This is a genomic window from Glaesserella parasuis (assembly GCF_017352235.1).
GTDB lineage: Bacteria > Pseudomonadota > Gammaproteobacteria > Enterobacterales > Pasteurellaceae > Glaesserella > Glaesserella parasuis.
The window spans coordinates 468352-486115 of record NZ_CP071487.1; the positions used below are offsets into that span (position 1 = coordinate 468352).

Annotated in this window: 20 protein-coding genes, 2 tRNA genes and 1 riboswitch; of the genes, 9 read left to right on the forward strand and 13 right to left on the reverse strand. The window is 39.7% G+C overall.

Annotation, left to right across the window (positions count from 1 at the left end; translation table 11 throughout):
• Positions 1–52: 52 nt before the first annotated feature.
• Both rpsO and J1G47_RS02370 read right to left on the reverse strand, forming a co-directional pair.
• On the reverse strand, positions 53–322 hold the full coding sequence (gene rpsO / locus J1G47_RS02365) for a 30S ribosomal protein S15 (RefSeq protein WP_005597777.1): 270 nt from the start codon (positions 320–322) through the stop codon (positions 53–55).
• Positions 323–453: 131 nt separating this feature from the next.
• Entirely contained in the window at positions 454–1773 is a 1320-nt protein-coding gene (locus J1G47_RS02370; RefSeq protein WP_005712132.1) for a cation:proton antiporter, read from the reverse strand.
• Positions 1774–1964: 191 nt separating this feature from the next.
• Here J1G47_RS02370 and J1G47_RS02375 point away from each other — a divergent pair, with 191 nt between their 5' ends.
• The 5 genes from J1G47_RS02375 to ribH all read left to right on the forward strand — a co-directional run bounded on the left by J1G47_RS02375 (position 1965) and on the right by ribH (position 8035).
• The gene (locus J1G47_RS02375) at positions 1965–3839 is read left to right on the forward strand and encodes a SurA N-terminal domain-containing protein (RefSeq protein ID WP_207326733.1); all 1875 of its coding nucleotides are present in this window, start codon (positions 1965–1967) and stop codon (positions 3837–3839) included.
• A gap of 72 nt (positions 3840–3911) precedes the next feature.
• Positions 3912–4037: riboswitch (FMN riboswitch) on the forward strand.
• 271 nt (positions 4038–4308) lie between these two features.
• Positions 4309–5400 carry a bifunctional diaminohydroxyphosphoribosylaminopyrimidine deaminase/5-amino-6-(5-phosphoribosylamino)uracil reductase RibD gene (gene ribD / locus J1G47_RS02380; protein ID WP_207326734.1) on the forward strand — a complete coding sequence of 364 codons (1092 nt, stop codon included), beginning with the start codon at positions 4309–4311 and terminating at the stop codon, positions 5398–5400.
• Between the two features lies 1 nt (position 5401).
• Entirely contained in the window at positions 5402–6046 is a 645-nt protein-coding gene (gene ribE, locus J1G47_RS02385; protein ID WP_026916558.1) for a riboflavin synthase, read from the forward strand.
• A gap of 132 nt (positions 6047–6178) precedes the next feature.
• On the forward strand, positions 6179–7378 hold the full coding sequence (locus J1G47_RS02390; protein WP_021113975.1) for a bifunctional 3,4-dihydroxy-2-butanone-4-phosphate synthase/GTP cyclohydrolase II: 1200 nt from the start codon (positions 6179–6181) through the stop codon (positions 7376–7378).
• A 195-nt stretch (positions 7379–7573) separates the two neighbouring features.
• The gene (ribH, locus tag J1G47_RS02395; protein ID WP_010786211.1) at positions 7574–8035 is read left to right on the forward strand and encodes a 6,7-dimethyl-8-ribityllumazine synthase; all 462 of its coding nucleotides are present in this window, start codon (positions 7574–7576) and stop codon (positions 8033–8035) included.
• 111 nt (positions 8036–8146) lie between these two features.
• On the opposite strand, the gene J1G47_RS02400 is transcribed toward ribH, so the two are convergent.
• On the reverse strand, positions 8147–8938 hold the full coding sequence (locus J1G47_RS02400; protein ID WP_062924291.1) for an ABC transporter ATP-binding protein: 792 nt from the start codon (positions 8936–8938) through the stop codon (positions 8147–8149).
• Positions 8938–9873, reverse strand: coding sequence for an ABC transporter permease (locus tag J1G47_RS02405; protein ID WP_207326735.1), 936 nt, complete (start codon positions 9871–9873; stop codon positions 8938–8940). The genes J1G47_RS02400 and J1G47_RS02405 overlap by 1 nt, the downstream gene beginning before the upstream one ends.
• Positions 9874–10065: 192 nt before the next feature.
• Between J1G47_RS02405 and J1G47_RS02410 the strand changes: the two genes are divergently transcribed.
• Positions 10066–10284 (forward strand): YgjV family protein, encoded by a 219-nt coding sequence (locus J1G47_RS02410; protein WP_005712153.1) that lies wholly within the window; start codon positions 10066–10068, stop codon positions 10282–10284.
• 113 nt (positions 10285–10397) lie between these two features.
• On the opposite strand, the gene J1G47_RS02415 is transcribed toward J1G47_RS02410, so the two are convergent.
• The 3 genes from J1G47_RS02415 to folD all read right to left on the reverse strand — a co-directional run bounded on the left by J1G47_RS02415 (position 10398) and on the right by folD (position 12966).
• The gene (locus J1G47_RS02415; protein WP_005712155.1) at positions 10398–10538 is read right to left on the reverse strand and encodes a hypothetical protein; all 141 of its coding nucleotides are present in this window, start codon (positions 10536–10538) and stop codon (positions 10398–10400) included.
• Between the two features lie 24 nt (positions 10539–10562).
• The gene (gene mltF, locus J1G47_RS02420) at positions 10563–11984 is read right to left on the reverse strand and encodes a membrane-bound lytic murein transglycosylase MltF (RefSeq protein ID WP_010786208.1); all 1422 of its coding nucleotides are present in this window, start codon (positions 11982–11984) and stop codon (positions 10563–10565) included.
• Between the two features lie 127 nt (positions 11985–12111).
• Complete coding sequence (gene folD / locus J1G47_RS02425) at positions 12112–12966, reverse strand: bifunctional methylenetetrahydrofolate dehydrogenase/methenyltetrahydrofolate cyclohydrolase FolD (protein ID WP_010786207.1); 855 nt, start codon at positions 12964–12966, stop codon at positions 12112–12114.
• 181 nt (positions 12967–13147) lie between these two features.
• Here folD and J1G47_RS02430 point away from each other — a divergent pair.
• Both J1G47_RS02430 and J1G47_RS02435 read left to right on the forward strand, forming a co-directional pair.
• Positions 13148–13224, forward strand: a tRNA-Pro gene (locus tag J1G47_RS02430).
• A gap of 39 nt (positions 13225–13263) precedes the next feature.
• Positions 13264–13340 (forward strand) — tRNA-Arg (locus J1G47_RS02435).
• A gap of 31 nt (positions 13341–13371) precedes the next feature.
• On the opposite strand, the gene J1G47_RS02440 is transcribed toward J1G47_RS02435, so the two are convergent.
• The 6 genes from J1G47_RS02440 to J1G47_RS02465 all read right to left on the reverse strand — a co-directional run bounded on the left by J1G47_RS02440 (position 13372) and on the right by J1G47_RS02465 (position 17172).
• On the reverse strand, positions 13372–14427 hold the full coding sequence (locus tag J1G47_RS02440; RefSeq protein WP_010786206.1) for a tyrosine-type recombinase/integrase: 1056 nt from the start codon (positions 14425–14427) through the stop codon (positions 13372–13374).
• Between the two features lie 39 nt (positions 14428–14466).
• Positions 14467–14637, reverse strand: a complete 171-nt coding sequence (locus tag J1G47_RS11730; protein ID WP_005712162.1) for a helix-turn-helix domain-containing protein — start codon at positions 14635–14637, stop codon at positions 14467–14469.
• A gap of 89 nt (positions 14638–14726) precedes the next feature.
• Positions 14727–15530 carry a BRO family protein gene (locus J1G47_RS02450; RefSeq protein WP_010786205.1) on the reverse strand — a complete coding sequence of 268 codons (804 nt, stop codon included), beginning with the start codon at positions 15528–15530 and terminating at the stop codon, positions 14727–14729.
• Between the two features lie 356 nt (positions 15531–15886).
• The gene (locus J1G47_RS02455; RefSeq protein WP_015939641.1) at positions 15887–16342 is read right to left on the reverse strand and encodes a hypothetical protein; all 456 of its coding nucleotides are present in this window, start codon (positions 16340–16342) and stop codon (positions 15887–15889) included.
• Positions 16326–16523: a hypothetical protein gene (locus J1G47_RS02460; protein ID WP_015939642.1), complete on the reverse strand. Its 198-nt coding sequence runs from the start codon at positions 16521–16523 to the stop codon at positions 16326–16328. The genes J1G47_RS02455 and J1G47_RS02460 overlap by 17 nt, the downstream gene beginning before the upstream one ends.
• A gap of 268 nt (positions 16524–16791) precedes the next feature.
• Positions 16792–17172 (reverse strand): type II toxin-antitoxin system PemK/MazF family toxin, encoded by a 381-nt coding sequence (locus J1G47_RS02465; protein ID WP_005712166.1) that lies wholly within the window; start codon positions 17170–17172, stop codon positions 16792–16794.
• A gap of 365 nt (positions 17173–17537) precedes the next feature.
• Here J1G47_RS02465 and J1G47_RS02470 point away from each other — a divergent pair, with 365 nt between their 5' ends.
• Positions 17538–17750 (forward strand): ribbon-helix-helix protein, CopG family, encoded by a 213-nt coding sequence (locus J1G47_RS02470; protein ID WP_010786204.1) that lies wholly within the window; start codon positions 17538–17540, stop codon positions 17748–17750.
• Positions 17751–17764: the final 14 nt, after the last annotated feature.

Genomic DNA, 17764 nt, shown 5'->3' on the forward strand with positions numbered 1-17764 from the left:
TTATACAAACCTTCCTTGCTTAATTTTCATCAAACAAGAATTTTTCAAAACATTAGCGACGTAAACCTAAACGTGCGATAGTTTCTGAGTATTTAGCAAGATCAGTACGTTTTAAGTAGTCTAATAATTTACGACGACGTGAAACCATACGTAATAAGCCACGACGACCGTGGTGATCTTTCTTGTGCTCAGCAAAGTGTGCTTGTAAGTGGTTAATTTGTGCTGTTAAAAGAGCGATCTGAACTTCTGAAGAACCAGTATCTTTTGCATCACGACCAAATTCAGCAACGATTTTTGCTTTTGCTTCTACGCTTAGAGACATTTTTTACTCCTAAAAAGTAGTTAAGTTTATATTCATCAATAGCCGATCTCTAATTCAGCTACGACACGAAGTTGCGTATTCTAAAGAGAAAAGCTGTCAAGAGCAATGCTTTTCTCTCAGAATAGCTTAAACTAATGTTTGGTATCCGATTGACTTTGTGGTTGTAGATATTCTTCTCGATTCGGATCAACTTGTTTTGATTTACGAATCATTGGCTCAATAGTTGTACCTTGTACCAAAATAGAGAACATCACAACAGAATATGTCATCACCAGAATTAGATCTTTAACATCAATACCATTTGCATAAGCAGTTTTGGCTGGAATAGAAAGTGCCATTGCTAATGCCAAACCTCCACGTAATCCGCCCCAGCTCATGATTTTTAAGGTATATGGATTGTAAGTACGGAACTGTTGTAGCGCCTTATATGGTAACCATAAGCTGATATAGCGAGATGCTAGACAAATCGGAATTGTCAGAATCATCATCACAATACCGTAGATATTAAAATCGACGAGTAAGATCGCAAAACCGATAAGGAAGAAAAGCAGAGAATTTAAGAAATGGTCAATCATTTCCCAGAAGTGATCAAGATAACGTTGGCTCTGTTCAGAAAAGCCTGAACGACGGGTCCAGTTACCAATCATAATGCCTGCCACAATCATTGCCAACGCACCTGAAACGTGCAGAACATTGTTTGCAAACATAAAGCCTGCGGTTGGAATGGTCAAAGTTAATAAAATTTCTAAGCTACCATCATCGGTTGATGAAATTAAAATATGAGCAAGGAAGCCTAGCACAAATCCAAACAGGATACCGCCGATAGCTTCATGCAAAAAGAGGCTCATAATTCCACTAAAACTGGCTTCTTGACCACCAAATGCAACAGCAAACACAGTGACGAAGATAACTAAACCAACACCGTCATTGAAAAGCGACTCACCTTCTACTTGCATAGATAAACGCTTCGGTGCTCGTAAATTTTTGATGATCGCAAGTACAGCAATTGGGTCAGTTGGAGAAATCAGAGCACCAAAAACGATACAGTAAATCAAATCAATTTGTAGCCCAATTAAGTTGGCTACCCCATAGACGAAGAAACCAATAATCAAAGTTGAAGCTAAGGTTGAGAATAACGCAAAAATGGTAATTTCCCATTTTTGATCTTTAAGAACAGGGAGTTTAATTCCTAGTGAACCTGCAAAGAGTAGGAACCCTAAAATACCGTTAAGTAAGAAACTCTTGAAGTCGATCTGTTCCATGACTTCTGTTGCGACAGCATCAAGGTTAAACCAGCCGAAAGTTCCGAGTAACAGTAGTAAGAGAGAACCGATCATTGCTGCAGCTGTAATAGCAATGGTCGATTGGATTTTATCGCTGATTTTATGAGTAATGAAACCTAATAAAATAGAAAGTGCTGATAAAAAACAGATATAAGTATAAATACCCATGATGGTATCCTTATGGAGACAAAAAAGAAAGATCCTTGTTATAAATAGTCTGCAAATTAAACCAAATTTTTAATCTGATTGCAAAAAAATAAAAGATATTGAGTGAGCTATTTCACAAGTAACAATTTGAGAATTTTCCACTTTAACGGTATAATTAAGAGTAGTTTTTTGTAATTTTAGGGATCATAAAGATGATTGAAAAAATGCATGAGAAATCTGGTGGGTGGGTATTTAAAATCATTTTTGCATTAGTTTCTCTTTCGTTTGTATTAGGCGGTATTGGTGGTGGGTTGATGGCTACAGACAATTCCGTTGCCAAAGTCAATGGAGAAGAAATTTCTCAACAAGCATTTAGCCGAGCAAAAAATCAGCAGCAAAATATCCTAAATGCTCAATTAGGTGAGCGTTTTTGGGATTTAATGGACAATCCTATTTATGTCAAACAGTTCCACGAGAGTATTTTAAATGGTTTAGTTGATGACGAGCTTCTTCGTCAATACGCTAAGAGCCTTAAAATTGACGTTAGTGCCGATCAAATTAAATCAGAAATTGTAAACAGTCCTGCTTTCCAACAAGATGGTAAATTTAATAATAATTTATATCAGCAAGCATTACGTAATAATGGTTTAACGGCTGATGGTTATGCTGCAATTGTTTATGAAGGCATGCTATTTGCGCAAATTCAAGAGGCTATTGTAAATAGTAGTTTTACCGTTCCTGCACAACAAGAACTATTAGCGAAATTATTGTTACAAAAACGTCAAGTACGTCTGGCGACCTATTCAATTGCAAAAGAGGTGAACAATCAAACCGCTTCTGCAGAAGAAATGCAAGCCTATTATGAGGCAAATAAAGCGAATTTTGTTAATCCAGAAAAATTGACCGTAGAATATATTTCTATTGAACCAAAGGATTTGGCTAATAAAATTCAAGTTACTAACGAACAAATTGACACTTATTATCAAACAAACAAAGCTAAATATACGACAAAAGGCGAAGCGAAAATCGCACATATTCAAGTAGCCACTGAAGCTGAAGCAAATGAAATCGTACAAGCGCTCGCTAAAGGTGAGGATTTTGCACAATTAGCAAAAGCAAAATCACAAGATAAATTATCTGCTGCTCAAGGTGGAGATTTAGGTTGGGCGAAAGCGGGCGTCTTCCCGAAAGCCTTTGAAGATGCGGCTAATATGTTAGACGCTGGAAAAACAAGCCAACCAATCAAGGTAGATAATGCTTTCCATATTATAAAAGTATTAGAACGTAATGTAGAAACTGTTGTGCCGTTAGAGAAAGTAAAAGCTCAAATTACGGATACAATTCGTAACGAGTTACTTTTAACGGAGTATTCAAACATCACCCGTGAAATGGCAAACGTAGCATTTGAAAATAGTGGCTCACTTGAAGCGGTCGCAAAAGTAGCGAATGTTCTAGTTCATAAAACAGATGCTTTCACACGTGAAACTGTACCTGCTGAACTTGATAACGAGAAAGTCCTACGCGTTTTATTCGACAGTGAAGTGCGCCAAAATGGGCAAAATTCAGAAGCTATTGATTTAAGTGATGCCACAAATACTAAAACGATGTTTGTTCGTGTAAGTCACTATCAAGTTGAAAACGTACAAACTTTTGACGAAGCAAAATCAGCAGTTGAACAAGCAGTGAAACAACAAAAAGTGCTCAAAGTCTTAGAAGAGAAAGCCACTACACAAGTTGCAGCATTGAATAAAGGCGAAACAGTAGAAGTCGCATTTGGTGCCTCTGAAGAACTTGTCTTTGCACAGGCACAAATCACTGAACCGGCTTTAGCACAAGCGGTCTTTTCAATGGCAAAACCTGCAGAAAAACCGACATATCAGACCGCTCGTAATACGAATGGTGACGTGGTTGTTATCGCTTTAGATAAAGTGAGCGATGGCACAGCTGACGAGTTTAAACCTTTACAAGCACAGTTTAACCAAGCAGAGCGAGTTGTGTTACGTAATGATTTACTCAAAGATTTACGTGAACGTGCAAAAATAGAAGTAAATCAAGACTTCCTTGATCAACTCGAAAGCAGTAAATAATATGAATGTGAATTTTGTTAAAAATTTGTAATTGACTTTACCTATAAATTTCCGCAAAATTCACGTAAATTTTTTAATCTTCAGGGCAGGGTGAAATTCCCGATCGGCAGTAAAGTCTGCGAGCGGCGGCGAAAGCCAAAGCAGGAACTGGTGAAATTCCAGTACCGACAGTGATAGTCTGGATGGAAGAAGAGCTAGAATGTCTACACTCGAACACTGTTCGAGTGCTTTTCTTATGCTTTTAACGCCTTGAGATCGTGAGATTTCAAGGCGTTTGTTTTTTCCTCTCCCGTTTACGGGAGAGGGAGGAGCCAATTCGGTAGAATTTGCGGAGGGAGAGGGTTTGCAATAAACTTCCCTCTCTCTGCTTTTCGTAAAGCCGTTACTTTGCTCAAAGCTGTCTCTCTCCCGTGAACGGGAGAGAATTATTCTTCTTCCTTGCCCTTCAATTTATGATTTAAAACCCAAAATGACACACTCTATTTTTATGGCTCGTGCCATTGAACTGGCTGAACTTGGTCGTGGCTGGACAAATCCTAATCCGTTGGTTGGTTGTGTGATTGTCAAGGACGGCAACATTGTTGCGGAAGGCTATCACCAACGCTACGGCGAATGGCACGCCGAACGTAATGCGATTTTACATTGTCAGGAAGATTTAAGCGGAGCAACGGCTTACGTTACCCTTGAGCCTTGCTGTCACCACGGATGGACACCGCCCTGTTCTGATTTGTTGATTGAACGGGGGATTAAAACCGTCGTTATCGGCTCAAGTGACCCCAATCCTCTCGTGGCAGGCAAAGGTGTGGCACAACTTCGCCAAGCGGGGATTGAAGTGATTGAAAATGTGATGAAAGCCGAATGTGATGCGTTAAATCCAATTTTCTTTCACTATATTCAAACCAAACGCCCTTATGTGTTGATGAAATATGCGATGACCGCAGACGGTAAAATTGCCACCGCAACAGGCGAGGCCAAATGGATCACAGGGGAGCAAGCCAGAGCCAATGTGCAATGCACCCGACATCAATACAGTGCGATTATGGTTGGAGTAGATACCGTGTTGGCGGATAACCCGATGCTCAATAGCCGAATGCCAAATGCCAAACAGCCAGTACGGATTGTGTGCGATAGCCGGTTACGTACGCCATTAGAGTGTCAATTAGTCCAAACAGCCAAAACCTATCGCACGATAATTGCGACAGTTTCAGACGATTTGCAAAAAATCGCCCAATTCCAACCGCTTGGGGTGGAAGTACTGGTCTGTAAAGCAAAAGACAAGCGGATCGATTTAGCCGATCTTTTGCAAAAACTCGGCGACCAAGGCATTGACAGCTTATTGTTAGAAGGTGGTTCAAGTTTAAATTTCAGTGCGTTAAACGCTGGCATTGTAAACCGTGTGCATTGTTATATCGCCCCGAAATTAGTCGGTGGAGTTACCGCCAAAACGCCCATCGGTGGTGAAGGGATCGGCGTGTTGGCAAATGCGGTGCAATTGAAAAATGCAAAGATCCGCCAAATCGGCGAAGATCTTCTGATTGATTATGAAGTAGGAACACATTGATATGTTCACAGGTATTATTGAAGAAGTCGGCAAAGTCGCCAAAATCCACAAACAAGGGGAATTTGCCGTTTTAACCATCACGGGAAGCAAAATTTTTACGGATATGCACTTAGGCGACAGCATTGCGGTCAATGGTGTCTGTCTAACCGTAACCGAATTTGGTGCGAACCATTTTTCCGCAGATGTGATGTCGGAAACACTCGCTCGTACATCATTGGGCGAATTACAACCGAACAGCCCCGTTAATCTTGAACGTGCAATGGCGGCAAACGGACGTTTCGGCGGACATATTGTGTCGGGGCATATTGATGGCACAGGGGAAATTGTCAGCATTACCCCTGCGAATAATTCGGTCTGGTATCAGATTAAAACCACGGCAAAGCTGATGCGTTACATCATTGAAAAAGGCTCAATTACGATTGACGGAATAAGCCTGACGGTGGTTGATTGTGATGAAAATAGCTTCCGAGTGTCGATTATTCCACATACCTTAAGCGAAACGAATTTAGGCACGAAAAAAGTCGGCAGTATCGTGAATTTAGAGAATGATGTGATTGGAAAATATGTGGAAAAATTGCTGTCGCCGAAACAGAGTGAGCCACAGAGCAATATTACAGAAGAATTTTTAAAGCGGGCTGGATTTTAAGTAGCAATATTACAGAAGAATTTTTAAAGCGGGCTGGATTTTAAGTAGGGACACACTGTGTGTGTCCACAAAATGAATGAATAACGGACACACTCAGTGTGTCCCTACAGTATTAAACGAAAAGGAAAGCAAATGTTTCAATTTTCAAGCGTAGAACAAGCCTTAGACGCATTACGCCAAGGCAAAATTATTATCGTCAGCGATGACGAAGACAGAGAAAACGAAGGGGATTTTATCTGTGCGGCGGAATTTGCCACTCCTGAAAATATCAACTTTATGGCAACTTATGGTAAGGGCTTGATTTGTATGCCAATTTCAACGGCGATAGCCAAAAAGCTCGACTTACCGCAGATGGTTTCTTACAACACCGATAACCACGAAACTGCCTTTACCGTTGCTATCGATCACATTGATACAGGCACGGGCATTTCGGCTTTTGAGCGTTCGCTTACTGCACTGAAAGTGGTGGACGACAACGCCAAACCAAGTGATTTTCGCCGTCCAGGGCATATGTTCCCCCTGCTTGCAAAAGACGGTGGCGTGTTGGTGCGTAACGGACACACAGAAGCAACGGTGGATCTGGCTCGTTTAGCAGGGCTTAAACAGGCAGGGCTGTGTTGTGAGATTATGGCGGACGACGGCACAATGATGAAAATGCCTGAACTACAAGCCTTTGCCACAAAACACAATATGCCGTTTATCACAATCGCCCAGCTTCAAGAATACCGCCGAGCAAAAGATTGTTTAATTGAGCAGATTTCTGTGGTCAAAATGCCTACCAAATATGGCGACTTTACCGCACATAGTTTTATCGAGAAAATCACAGGCAAAGAACACGTTGCCTTAGTGAAAGGGGATATTGGCAATGGAGAAGAGGTGCTGTGCCGTATTCACTCTGAATGTTTAACCGGCGATGCCTTTGGTTCACAACGTTGCGACTGCGGTCAGCAATTTGCCGCTGCAATGAGCCAAATTGAGCAAGAGGGTAGAGGCGTGTTGCTCTATTTACGTCAAGAGGGGCGAGGCATTGGCTTAATCAATAAACTGCGTGCTTATGAGTTGCAAGATAAAGGAATGGACACCGTCGAGGCAAATTTAGCTCTTGGCTTCGGTGAAGATGAACGTGAATACCATATCGGTGCACAGATGTTTCGCAGTTTAGGCGTAAAAACAATCCGCTTGCTAACCAATAACCCAGCGAAAATCGAGGGGTTACAGCAAGTTGGCTTAAATATCGTGGCACGAGAACCGATTATGGTTGAACCGAATAAACACGATTTGGAATACCTTAAAGTTAAACAAGTTAAAATGAGACATCTGTTTAATTTTTAACGTCTACTCTCTCTCGTTTACGGGAGAGAGACAGCTCAAAATAGCGTAAGGCTATTTTGAGCAGAGAGAGGGCAAGCGGTCAGATTTTTTAAAAATTCTGAAAAGCCCTCTCCCTCCGAAAATTCTTCGAATTTTCTCCACCCTCTCCCGTAAACGGGAGAGGGGAATCTACATTCAATATAAGGAAAAGCAAAAATGGCAATTATCACAGGTAATTTAGTGGCAACAGAGTTAAAATTCGGCATTGTGTGTGCGAGATTTAACGATTTTATCAACGACAAACTGTTAAGCGGTGCGATTGATACACTCGTTCGCCACGGTGCAAGCGAAAGCGATATTGATACCGCTTGGGTGCCAGGAGCATTTGAAATTCCGTTGGTTGCGAAAAAAATGGCGGAAAGCGGTAAGTATGATGCAGTAATCTGCTTAGGCACAGTAATCCGTGGCTCAACCACGCACTATGATTATGTGTGTAACGAAGCCGCAAAAGGCATTGGTGCGGTGAGCTTACAAACCGGTGTTCCCGTTATTTTCGGCGTATTAACCACTGAAAATATCGAACAAGCTATCGAACGTGCAGGCACAAAAGCTGGCAATAAAGGCTCAGAATGTGCGTTAGGTGCGATTGAAATGGTGAATGTGTTGAAGGGACTTTGATATTTTTATTCACTAGAGCCTTCTCCTTTTATGGTCACATTATGGCGATCGTCAAATAACACAATAAACTACTTTGGATAATACAATTTACCTTCGCCATATAAAAAGAGTTTATAACAACAACCCATCATCACTCAACTTCTCGTGGCGACTTTGCTCAAATAGACGCAATAAATCTGGTACATCCATCTTCTTGCGGGCATCGCCCGCCACATCAAAAGCCACCTGACCTTGATGCAACATTACAGTTCTATCCCCATAATCTAGGGCTTGTCGCATTGAGTGCGTCACCATTAACGTAGTGAGTTTTTGCTCTCTAACAATTTTATTCGTTAATTCTAACACGAAAGCGGTCGTTTTCGGGTCAAGTGCTGCAGTATGTTCATCAAGCAGTAAAATATTTGAAGGTTGCAACGATGCCATTAATAAACTAACCGCTTGGCGTTGCCCCCCTGATAATCTGCCCATTTGGTCAGTCAAGCGATTTTCCAAGCCTAATCCAAGTAAGGATAATTTCTCTTTGAATAGCTCTCTGACTTGGCGGTTCAGTGCAAAACCTAACCCTCGTTTTTGACCTCGTTGATAAGCTAAAGCCATATTTTCTTCAATGGTTAAGGTTTCGCAAGTTCCTGTCATTGGATCTTGGAAAACACGGGCAACTTGGTTAGCTCTTTGCCAGCTAGTCAATTTACTGACTTCTTTACCTTGAATAAAAATCTCACCGCTATCTATTGGATAATCGCCACTGATGGCATTAAGTAAGGTCGATTTTCCTGCCCCATTACTGCCAATTACCGATACAAATTCCCCTTCGGCAACATTCAGGCTCAATCCTCGTAGTACAGGATTTTCAATCACAGTGCCTTTATTGAACGTAATAAATAGATTATTCAACTCAATCATTATCGACCTCTTTTTGCTGTGAATTTGTGCTTGAATTTAGGTAACGCAAGAACCGCTACAACCAATAATGCTGTGATTAAATTAAGATCTTGAGGTCCAAAACCGATACCACTTAGCGTTTCATTATTTAAGGCTAATGCAATGAAAAAGCGATAAAGAATAGAGCCAATAATTACCGCAGCAGTTAGACAAATAATACGTTTTGCAGAGAAAATCGCTTCACCGATAATCACTGCAGCCAATCCGATCACGATAGTACCGACCCCAATCGAAATATCAAAGCCACCGTTACTCTGTACATAAAGCGAGCCTGCTAATGCGATCAATCCATTAGAGATAGCCATACCAAGCAAGGTCATCTTATTAATTGCAATACCTTGAGCTTTTGCCATACGGGGATTTGTCCCTGTAGCACGCACAGCTAAACCAATTTGTGTCGCAAAGAAAAGATCGAAAATCAACTTAGCAATAATCACCACAAAAATTGCCATTAACAGTCGCACCATTGCTAATTGAACATCATCTTCAGCAGTTATCGCATCATAAATCGTCGCTTCGCCCAGCAAAGAAACATTAGGCGATCCCATAATTCGTAAATTGATCGAATAAAGTGCAATCATCATCAAAATGCTGGCTAACAATTTTTCGATTTTAAAACCAATATGCAGACTTGCTGTAATCATACCTGCAACAGCACCAGCCAACATTCCGCACAACGTGGCGATCCAAGGATCGATATGATGCAAAATGCAAAGCACACAAACACCGCCACCTAAAGGAAAAGAGCCATCAGCGGTTAAGTCTGGGAAATCTAGAATTTTGTACGAAATCAGCACCCCTAGAGCAACTAAAGCATAAATCAAGCCCAGCTCTAAAGCCCCTATCCAAGTAACATTGGTGAAATAAGTCGTCAAAAATTGAAGTAAGGAATCCATCTTAAAAATACTATTTTACTAGTACAACAATGTTTCGCATTGTACGCTATTTCAGATAAAAAAACAGTAAAAAAATAGATTTTTGTAAATTTTTTCACGCAAACCTTTGCTTTTCAATGGGTTGCCGACAAGAGAAAAAATAAGCGGTAGAATAAGCAGTAGATTTTTCAAATAATAGAGGATACAAATAAAATGAACGCAATCGAAATTTTAGGCTATGTTGCAATGATTTTAGTCGCAGGTTCTTTCTTATTAAAAGACGTAGTAAAACTTCGTTTAGTGAATGCACTTGGTGCTGTATGTTTCGTGATTTATGGTATTTTGATTAATTCATTCCCTGTAACAGGATTAAATATCTTTGTGGTGTGTGTGAATGGGTATTATATTTGGAAGAGTCGCTGTTCCAAATAAAGAGTTCATTTAGAATTGCTAAATAATAGGCATTTGATTTCATAAGTAATCAGATGCCTATTTATGTATAGTAAAGAGTCATTCATGTAGAGCTCTTCTAGAGTTCTATATTTTCAATGTTGCTGACCTAATATCACAAAGCCAATGCGGCGCCGTTGTGCGATGCAAGATTTTAAACGATGAGCTTGCAAAATTCGGCGATATTTACTGATAGTTAAGCGTTTAACACGCTGTTTCAATTTACGTTTTATCATAAATACTCCTTATTTACTCTATTTTTAATTGATTTTTATGATTTCCTGTGTGTTATTTGAGTTTGATATTTCTTGCTCTTTCACTCTCTGATGATTGATCAAGCTATTGTAATAACGTCGGATATTTTCTACATATTGAAAGGCTTCAAATCCACGAGCATATCCGTATTTTAGTTGAGTATAGTAATGTTTTTTAGCAAGTAGAGGCAAATTTTTCTTTACATCAAGCCAATTATCTGGATTTCCTCCAAGTTGTTTAGTTAAACGCCGCACATCAATCAAATGTCCCATTCCCATATTATATGCCGCCAAGCTAAACCAAATACGATCTTCCGATGCAATACTTTGAGGTAGCTGATTCATTAATAAATGTAGATATTCTGAACCAGCTTTAATACTTTGTTCAGGATTAATACGATCTGTTACATTCATCCTTTCTGCGGTATCTTTAGTGAGCATCATTATGCCTCTCACCCCTGTTGGTGATGTTGCCGTAGGATCCCAATGAGACTCTTGATAAGCAATGGCCGCAAGCATCTGCCATTCTAATATTCCTCGGTATTTTTCAAATAAATGTAAATATTTAGGCAAAACAGTGTCGATAGCTTTTAAATAGCTTTGGCTATCCACATAGTCAAAGCGATTTAAATAATTGAAATATTTTTCCTCAATTCTTGCTATTAAGCCTGTTTCATTCGCATTATCCATAAAACTTAATACGGCAGCTTGCAGTTCACTATACCCGCTATTTTGTAAATACCATACAACAGGCTCCTCATCGGTTAAATCAAATCCAACGGCAACATCAGGTTTAATATGTTGTGCAGCTGAGACATCAATAGACACGGCTACAGTATAAGGAATTTTGCCATCGGCTACTTGTATTAATAATTCCTCTTGAGTGAAATTGTCTGTTACTTTCCATTTCAATGAGGGGTACTGTTCTTGCAATGTTGTTAAAATTGGAATAACAGCTGAACCTGCAGGGATTAGTAATTCATCTTTTAAATCACCAATGCTGTAAGGGCGCTGACTTCCTTTTTTATACACAATCTGCCATGAGGCAGAATAATAACTTGGACCAATTTGGAATTTATCTGCATTTTCTAATTGATATAGCAATCCTGCAGCGGCAATATCAATTTCATTGAGTTTCAAACCATTAAATAATTGTTCGCTATTATTGTAGTTTTTAACTTCTAACCCGACACCTAAATATTCAGAAAACGCTTTAGCAAGCTCATATTCTATCCCTGCGGTTCCTTCTGCTCCCTCAAAATAAGAGATGGGGTGATTAATCATTCCCACCTTCAGTATTTTACGTTGTTGGATCTGCGTATAACGATTTTCTTCTGCCTGCATTGCTTGTTGCCAAGGAAATACCATATCCCATGCCCACAGCAATAATGCAATCCCACATGCAATTCTGATAGCTAAGCCTTTCAATTTCTCCTCTCTAACCTTCACTCTCAACAGAGTGCTGTAGTTTAGCAAATCTATTATGAGTTCAATATGAATATATTCTTAATAAATCAATTTAGTTTAACCAGTATTCCCAGTTTGAAAAGAGGAATTAGGGGTTGATATGTCGTTGATAAGCTAGAAGCGTATTTTGCATTAACATAGCAACGGTCATTGGTCCAACACCACCTGGTACTGGAGTAATGAATTTTGCCTTTTGGGAAGCCGCTTCATATTCAACATCTCCTACCAATTTTCCCCCAATACGATTAATGCCCACATCAATCACTATGGCATTTTCTTTAATCCATTCCCCAGGAATTAAATTAGGCTGTCCAACTGCGACTACTAATAAATCGGCCTGGCGTACATGATTTTCTAGATTCTTTGTAAAACGATGAGTGATAGTGACAGTACAGCCTCCTAGTAATAGTTCCAATGCCATTGGACGCCCAACAATATTGGATGCTCCAACGATAACGGCATGTTTTCCATAAAGATTCTCCCCTGTTGTTTCTAAGAGCTTCATTACACCATAAGGGGTACAAGCTCTTAATGTTGGAATACGTTGGCATAAACGCCCAACATTATAGGGATGAAAACCATCGACATCTTTATCTGGAGAGATGGCTTCAATGATTTTTGTTGTATCAACATGCTCGGGAAGAGGGAGCTGAACTAAAATACCATCAATTTTTTCATCATTGTTTAATTTGTTGATTAAAGAGAGCAGTTGTGTTTCCGTTGTGTCTGCAGGTAAATCATAAGATTCAGAATAAATTCCTAATTCCGCACATGTTTTACGTTTACTCCCAACATATACCTGTGAAGCGGGATCTGAGCCAACGAGAATGACGGCTAAACCAGGAGCACGGTATCCTTGTTGCACGTAAGACGCAATGTGTTCAAAAATTTGAGTTTTAATTTGTTGTGCAAGTTTATTACCCGAAATAATTTGTGCGGACATGACTAATTTTCCCTATGTAATTGACAATATACATTCGGTATTCTCTCAAAAAAATTGCTTTTTAGTAAGCATTAATCTTGAAGATGTTTAAAGAACGAACATTTAATTGCAATTACTTAAAAACTTATTGACCTTAATAATAAAATTTTTATAATAGCACGCACCTTTTTTCAAGACAAGGCGGCGAGTAGCGCAGCTTGGTAGCGCAACTGGTTTGGGACCAGTGGGTCGTAGGTTCAAATCCTATCTCGCCGACCATTCTATCGTTTTCAAACTACTATCTTATCATAGTGCAATGCGCCCTTAGCTCAGCTGGATAGAGCAACGCCCTTCTAAGGCGTGGGTCAAAGGTTCGAATCCTTTAGGGCGTGCCATTAAATTATTTTAAAATCAATCACTTACAAACTATGCAACTAATCTTAATCGTGGTTCATTTTGCGAATGTTCCGTAAATGTACCGTAAATTTCGACCTTGTTTGCGTGTTCCAGTAAATGATCTGCATTTAAATGAGCATACTTTTTAACCATTTCTAAGGTTTCCCAACCGCCTAATTCTTTTAATGTGAAAAGTGGTGTTCCTGCTTGAACGTGCCAACTCGCCCAAGTGTGCCTTAAATCGTGAAAGTGGAAATCAGTTAATAAGCATTTTTTTGTAGCCAAATTAAATGCTTTTCGGTTAATATCCTGTAAAGGATTGCCGTTTCTGCCCACAAATACATATTTAGAATGGCGGTTGCGGATAGACTCAAGAAGTTTTATGGCTTCTTGGTTCAATAATAGCGATCGTGCCTTACCTGACTTTGCAACATCATTAGTCACGATTGCTACTTTCCTTTCAAAATCTATCTTATCCCAAGTTATTGTTAAAATCTCTGTGCGTCTTGCTCCCGTCATCAAGGCAAATTTGCAGATAGATTTCATCCAGTCTGAACTTAATTTATCTATGAGCTGTTTTGCTTGTTGTTTCGTGATCCAACGCACTCGAATTGGCGGTTCTTTCTTTTTCTGTATATATGGCACAGAATCCAGCATACCGAGCTTATGAGCGATATTTAATACTCTCAATAAAGATTTTACATACTTGTTTTGCGTACTATGAGATAATGGGTTCTTAGTATTCGCATTCTTTTTTGGGATATTTAAGATAATTTCTTGTGCTGTTAAAGAGCTGAGTTCTCGCCCTGCGAATTTAGAGAGCCAGTATTCTGCGTGTCGCTTTTTCGTGGCTTTATCCTTTAATTCTTCAGCGGAACGGACATAATGTAATAAAGCATCTTCGAAGATGTATTTTCTCTTTGTTTCGAGCTTATCTTCTGCCCACATTTCTTGCTTGAGTTTGTCGTGATACTGCTGTGCTTCACGTTTTACAAACGTGCGAGTGCTTCTCTTAATTCTCTTGCCGTTTGGGGTTGTGATATCAACCCACCACGGACCGTTTGCTTTTCGTCTGTAGATCGACATTTTCTTTTCTCCTCGACCGACAGAGATACCCCACGGTCATTATTCGCTTGTTTTTTTTACTCGGTCAAGATCTGAACGTTTAACCCGCCAAACTTTAGATCCTGCCATTTTAAAAAATCCCCAATCTGCCAAATGCTGGCGGACGGTATTTGGGTGGCAATTTAACTCTTTGGCGACTTGGTTAATTGTTAAGTGTTCTATATGTGTCATTCTTTTTACCCAATAAAAAACCTAGCTTTCGCTAGGCTTGTTCGTTGATCCATAAAATAAAACCGCCCATAAAGAGCGGTTGGTTGTGGTTAAAAGTTTGTTAATCGTTGTTGATTAAGCTGGGGTAGGGCTTGCTCAATGAATGGGTCAAGCCACACGTTAAACTCGTGTGCGATGTTGTAGGCTTTTCCTGCAATATCGTTTTTAACATAGCGAGAAATGCCTAAATCTTCATGCAATTTGCGATGGAATACTTCTACTTCTTTTGCAAAAGCTCTTGCTCTTACTAGGTATTTGGCAATTTGTTCTGCATCTAAACCTGCAATGGTGATGTCTTTTTTACTGCGGTCAATCGGGCGGTATTGATTGCCGAGTGTGTTTAAGAAGTTGATAACGCGTTCAAACATTGTTTGCGGTAGTTGGTCATACTTCGCTACGTTAAAAGTGCTTTTGAGCCGAGAGTAGATTTCTTGCCAGTGTAATCCTGTTCGATAGTGAGCCTGTTGTACCGCTTCCTGTATAGCTCGTTGTTGCTCAGGGGTGATTGTAAGCGGTGCGATTTGTTGTTCATTTTGCGAAATTTCACGATCAAGAATATCCAGCACCCATTTGCGAAAATCTTTGGCGACTTTGGTGCGGGCGAACATTGCGATAAGGTGAGCTCCACGCAAAGAGAAGACGCGAACTTGTTGTTTTCCGCCTGCGGTTTGCAGTTCGATAAGTGCGGTCATTTCTGCGGTAAATTCGTCTGCGTTGCGGTCGTAGATTTTTACGATTGCTTTTGTAGGATCAGCGTATTCTAATGCTGTACCTAAATCGTTTGCTGTTAAGAATGTGTGGTTGTTTTTATTGATAACCGAAAGAGTAGTGTTTTGAAATGTTAATGTAGTCATTTTATTGTTCCTTGTGTTTGTTTTAAAACTCATCACAAGCTACTGCAATAACTGGTGATGAACTGGCTAAGGTTTGCAGTAACCGTTACACAAGGAAGACGGCAGATCTTTCGATCTCCTTAACCAGCCCATCATTGACTACTTTTAAAGGGGTTCCCCAATTTGGGGGGACCTTTGAAAGGTTTGATTTGACTAGATTTCGGCTATAAAAAAAGTCGCTTTGAGCGACTATCATTTTTCACCGCTCTTGGATATTCAGGACTGCGATCCCGACTTTCTGTTGAAAGTGGGGGTATCTTAAACTGAATTGGGTGACGGTGTCAATAAAAAAGCCTGCGTGGTGCAGGCTTTTAAAATCAATTATTATTTTCTTCGGTGTTATTTGACTTTGGTGCTTCAATTTTTTTGCCGATCACAAACACCCCTGCAATAGTCGCCAACACACTAATCATTACTGTTGCAGCTAATCCTGGGTGACCTTGTGAAACAAGATAAAAACAGAAGCCTGCTACAATAACAACACTCAACATACCAAACCATAAACCGAGTGATTTTTGTTTTAGTGAGGTTTTATTTAATTCAAAACGTTCATTTTTTGCCTGTTCGGCATAAGTCATCACTCTGTCGCCAAAGTTAGGAATATGCTTGGCATATTCTGCCATTTCTCTTGCTGGTGGCAGTGGACCGTGGTGTAAAGACATTGCTTGTTGAACAATGATTGTTTGTGCTGCATCGGTATTGATAACTTCAGCAAGTAATTCTGGGTCTTTAGTAACAACTTCGACGATTTCTTGTTTATTTTCGCTGTGCATTAACAACTTCTCCTATCCCTTTTCGTAAATCATCGCCAAGCTGCCTAAAATCATTCTGCATATTTTTTAAGTCATCTTGTGGAGAACCGATATCAATTGAAGCAAATAATGGGGCGATATTGAACATAGAACCAAAACCAATAAAGAAATTGGCAATGCATTGATGTTTTGTCATTTTCATATTGATTTCCTAAATTAAAGTTATTAAGCCACACACAAAAAAAGCCTGCAAATGCAAGCCCTGTCACGTTCTGTATTTTAAAAAAGCACTTTCTGTTGAAAGTGGGGGTATCTTAAATCAAAGGGCGGTGGGTGTCAATACTAGATAAAACAAAGGGGAGCCTTTTAGCTCCCCACTTCACGATTAAGTTAGCTTGTTATCGCTTTGCTTAATCGACCAAACATTTTTCAGCTTGGTTTTACAAGCCCCTTTCGGGTTCACTGTTAATTTAACTTAACTTTAAGGCTTTAGCAACTGCTTTTTTGATATTTGCAAAATCTTCATCATCGATCACAGGTACGACATATTCACGTTTTTTTAGCTTATAACGATCTAATCTTGATAATGATACTGTATAAACCATATCACATTTAGCCCAACATTGAATATTGCTTTTATCAGGTAACGGGTTATTAGGCATTGGGTAGTGATAGGGCTCTAATGGCTCTGGTTTGGTAGTACTTAATGGCACAATGGTAACCAATTCGCTATTTTTCTTGTGCTTTGATATAACGACAACAGGACGAGTTTTCACCATTTCAGGGGCAATAAAACCCGAAAAATCGCACATTACAACGGCTTTTTCTTTAGGTTGATATTTTAATGCCATTTTAAAATCCTTGTAATAAAAAAGCCGTAAAATACGGCTTGAAAGTGCGGTTATCTTAATCCTAATTGGCGGTGGGTGTCAATATCAATAAATTATATAAATAATGCTTGTATTTTGTTTTTATTATTTATATAATGAACTTGTTTTCGGAATGGTTCTGAAAATAAGAAGCCCGACTGAAATCGGGCCTTTAAAAAAGGAGCTAGGATTATGTTTTGGAAAATCGCAATCCTAGTTATCTTGTTAGTGGTAAGCTCAAATGCTTACTAGTTAATGGATAACCCTGCGGGGGATATGTGAGAGTGTCCCCCAACGGCTCCTAATATAACAACTTCAGTTTTAAAAATCAACCAAAGGTAATAAAAATGGCAAACGCTCAAACAGAACATTCTCGTAAACTTCGTGCGGAAACTTCACGCCGATTAAATGATAAAGCCTTAGCAGAAGGTAAGGCACGCCGTATTTTAATGCAATTACCTTCGGAAGTTGCCGATGAATTTGATGCCATTTGTGCTGAAATGGGTGTTTCTCGTCCACAGGCGATCAAGGCTTTATGTGCGTTGTATCGGGGGAAGTAGGGGAGGTTTTTTCT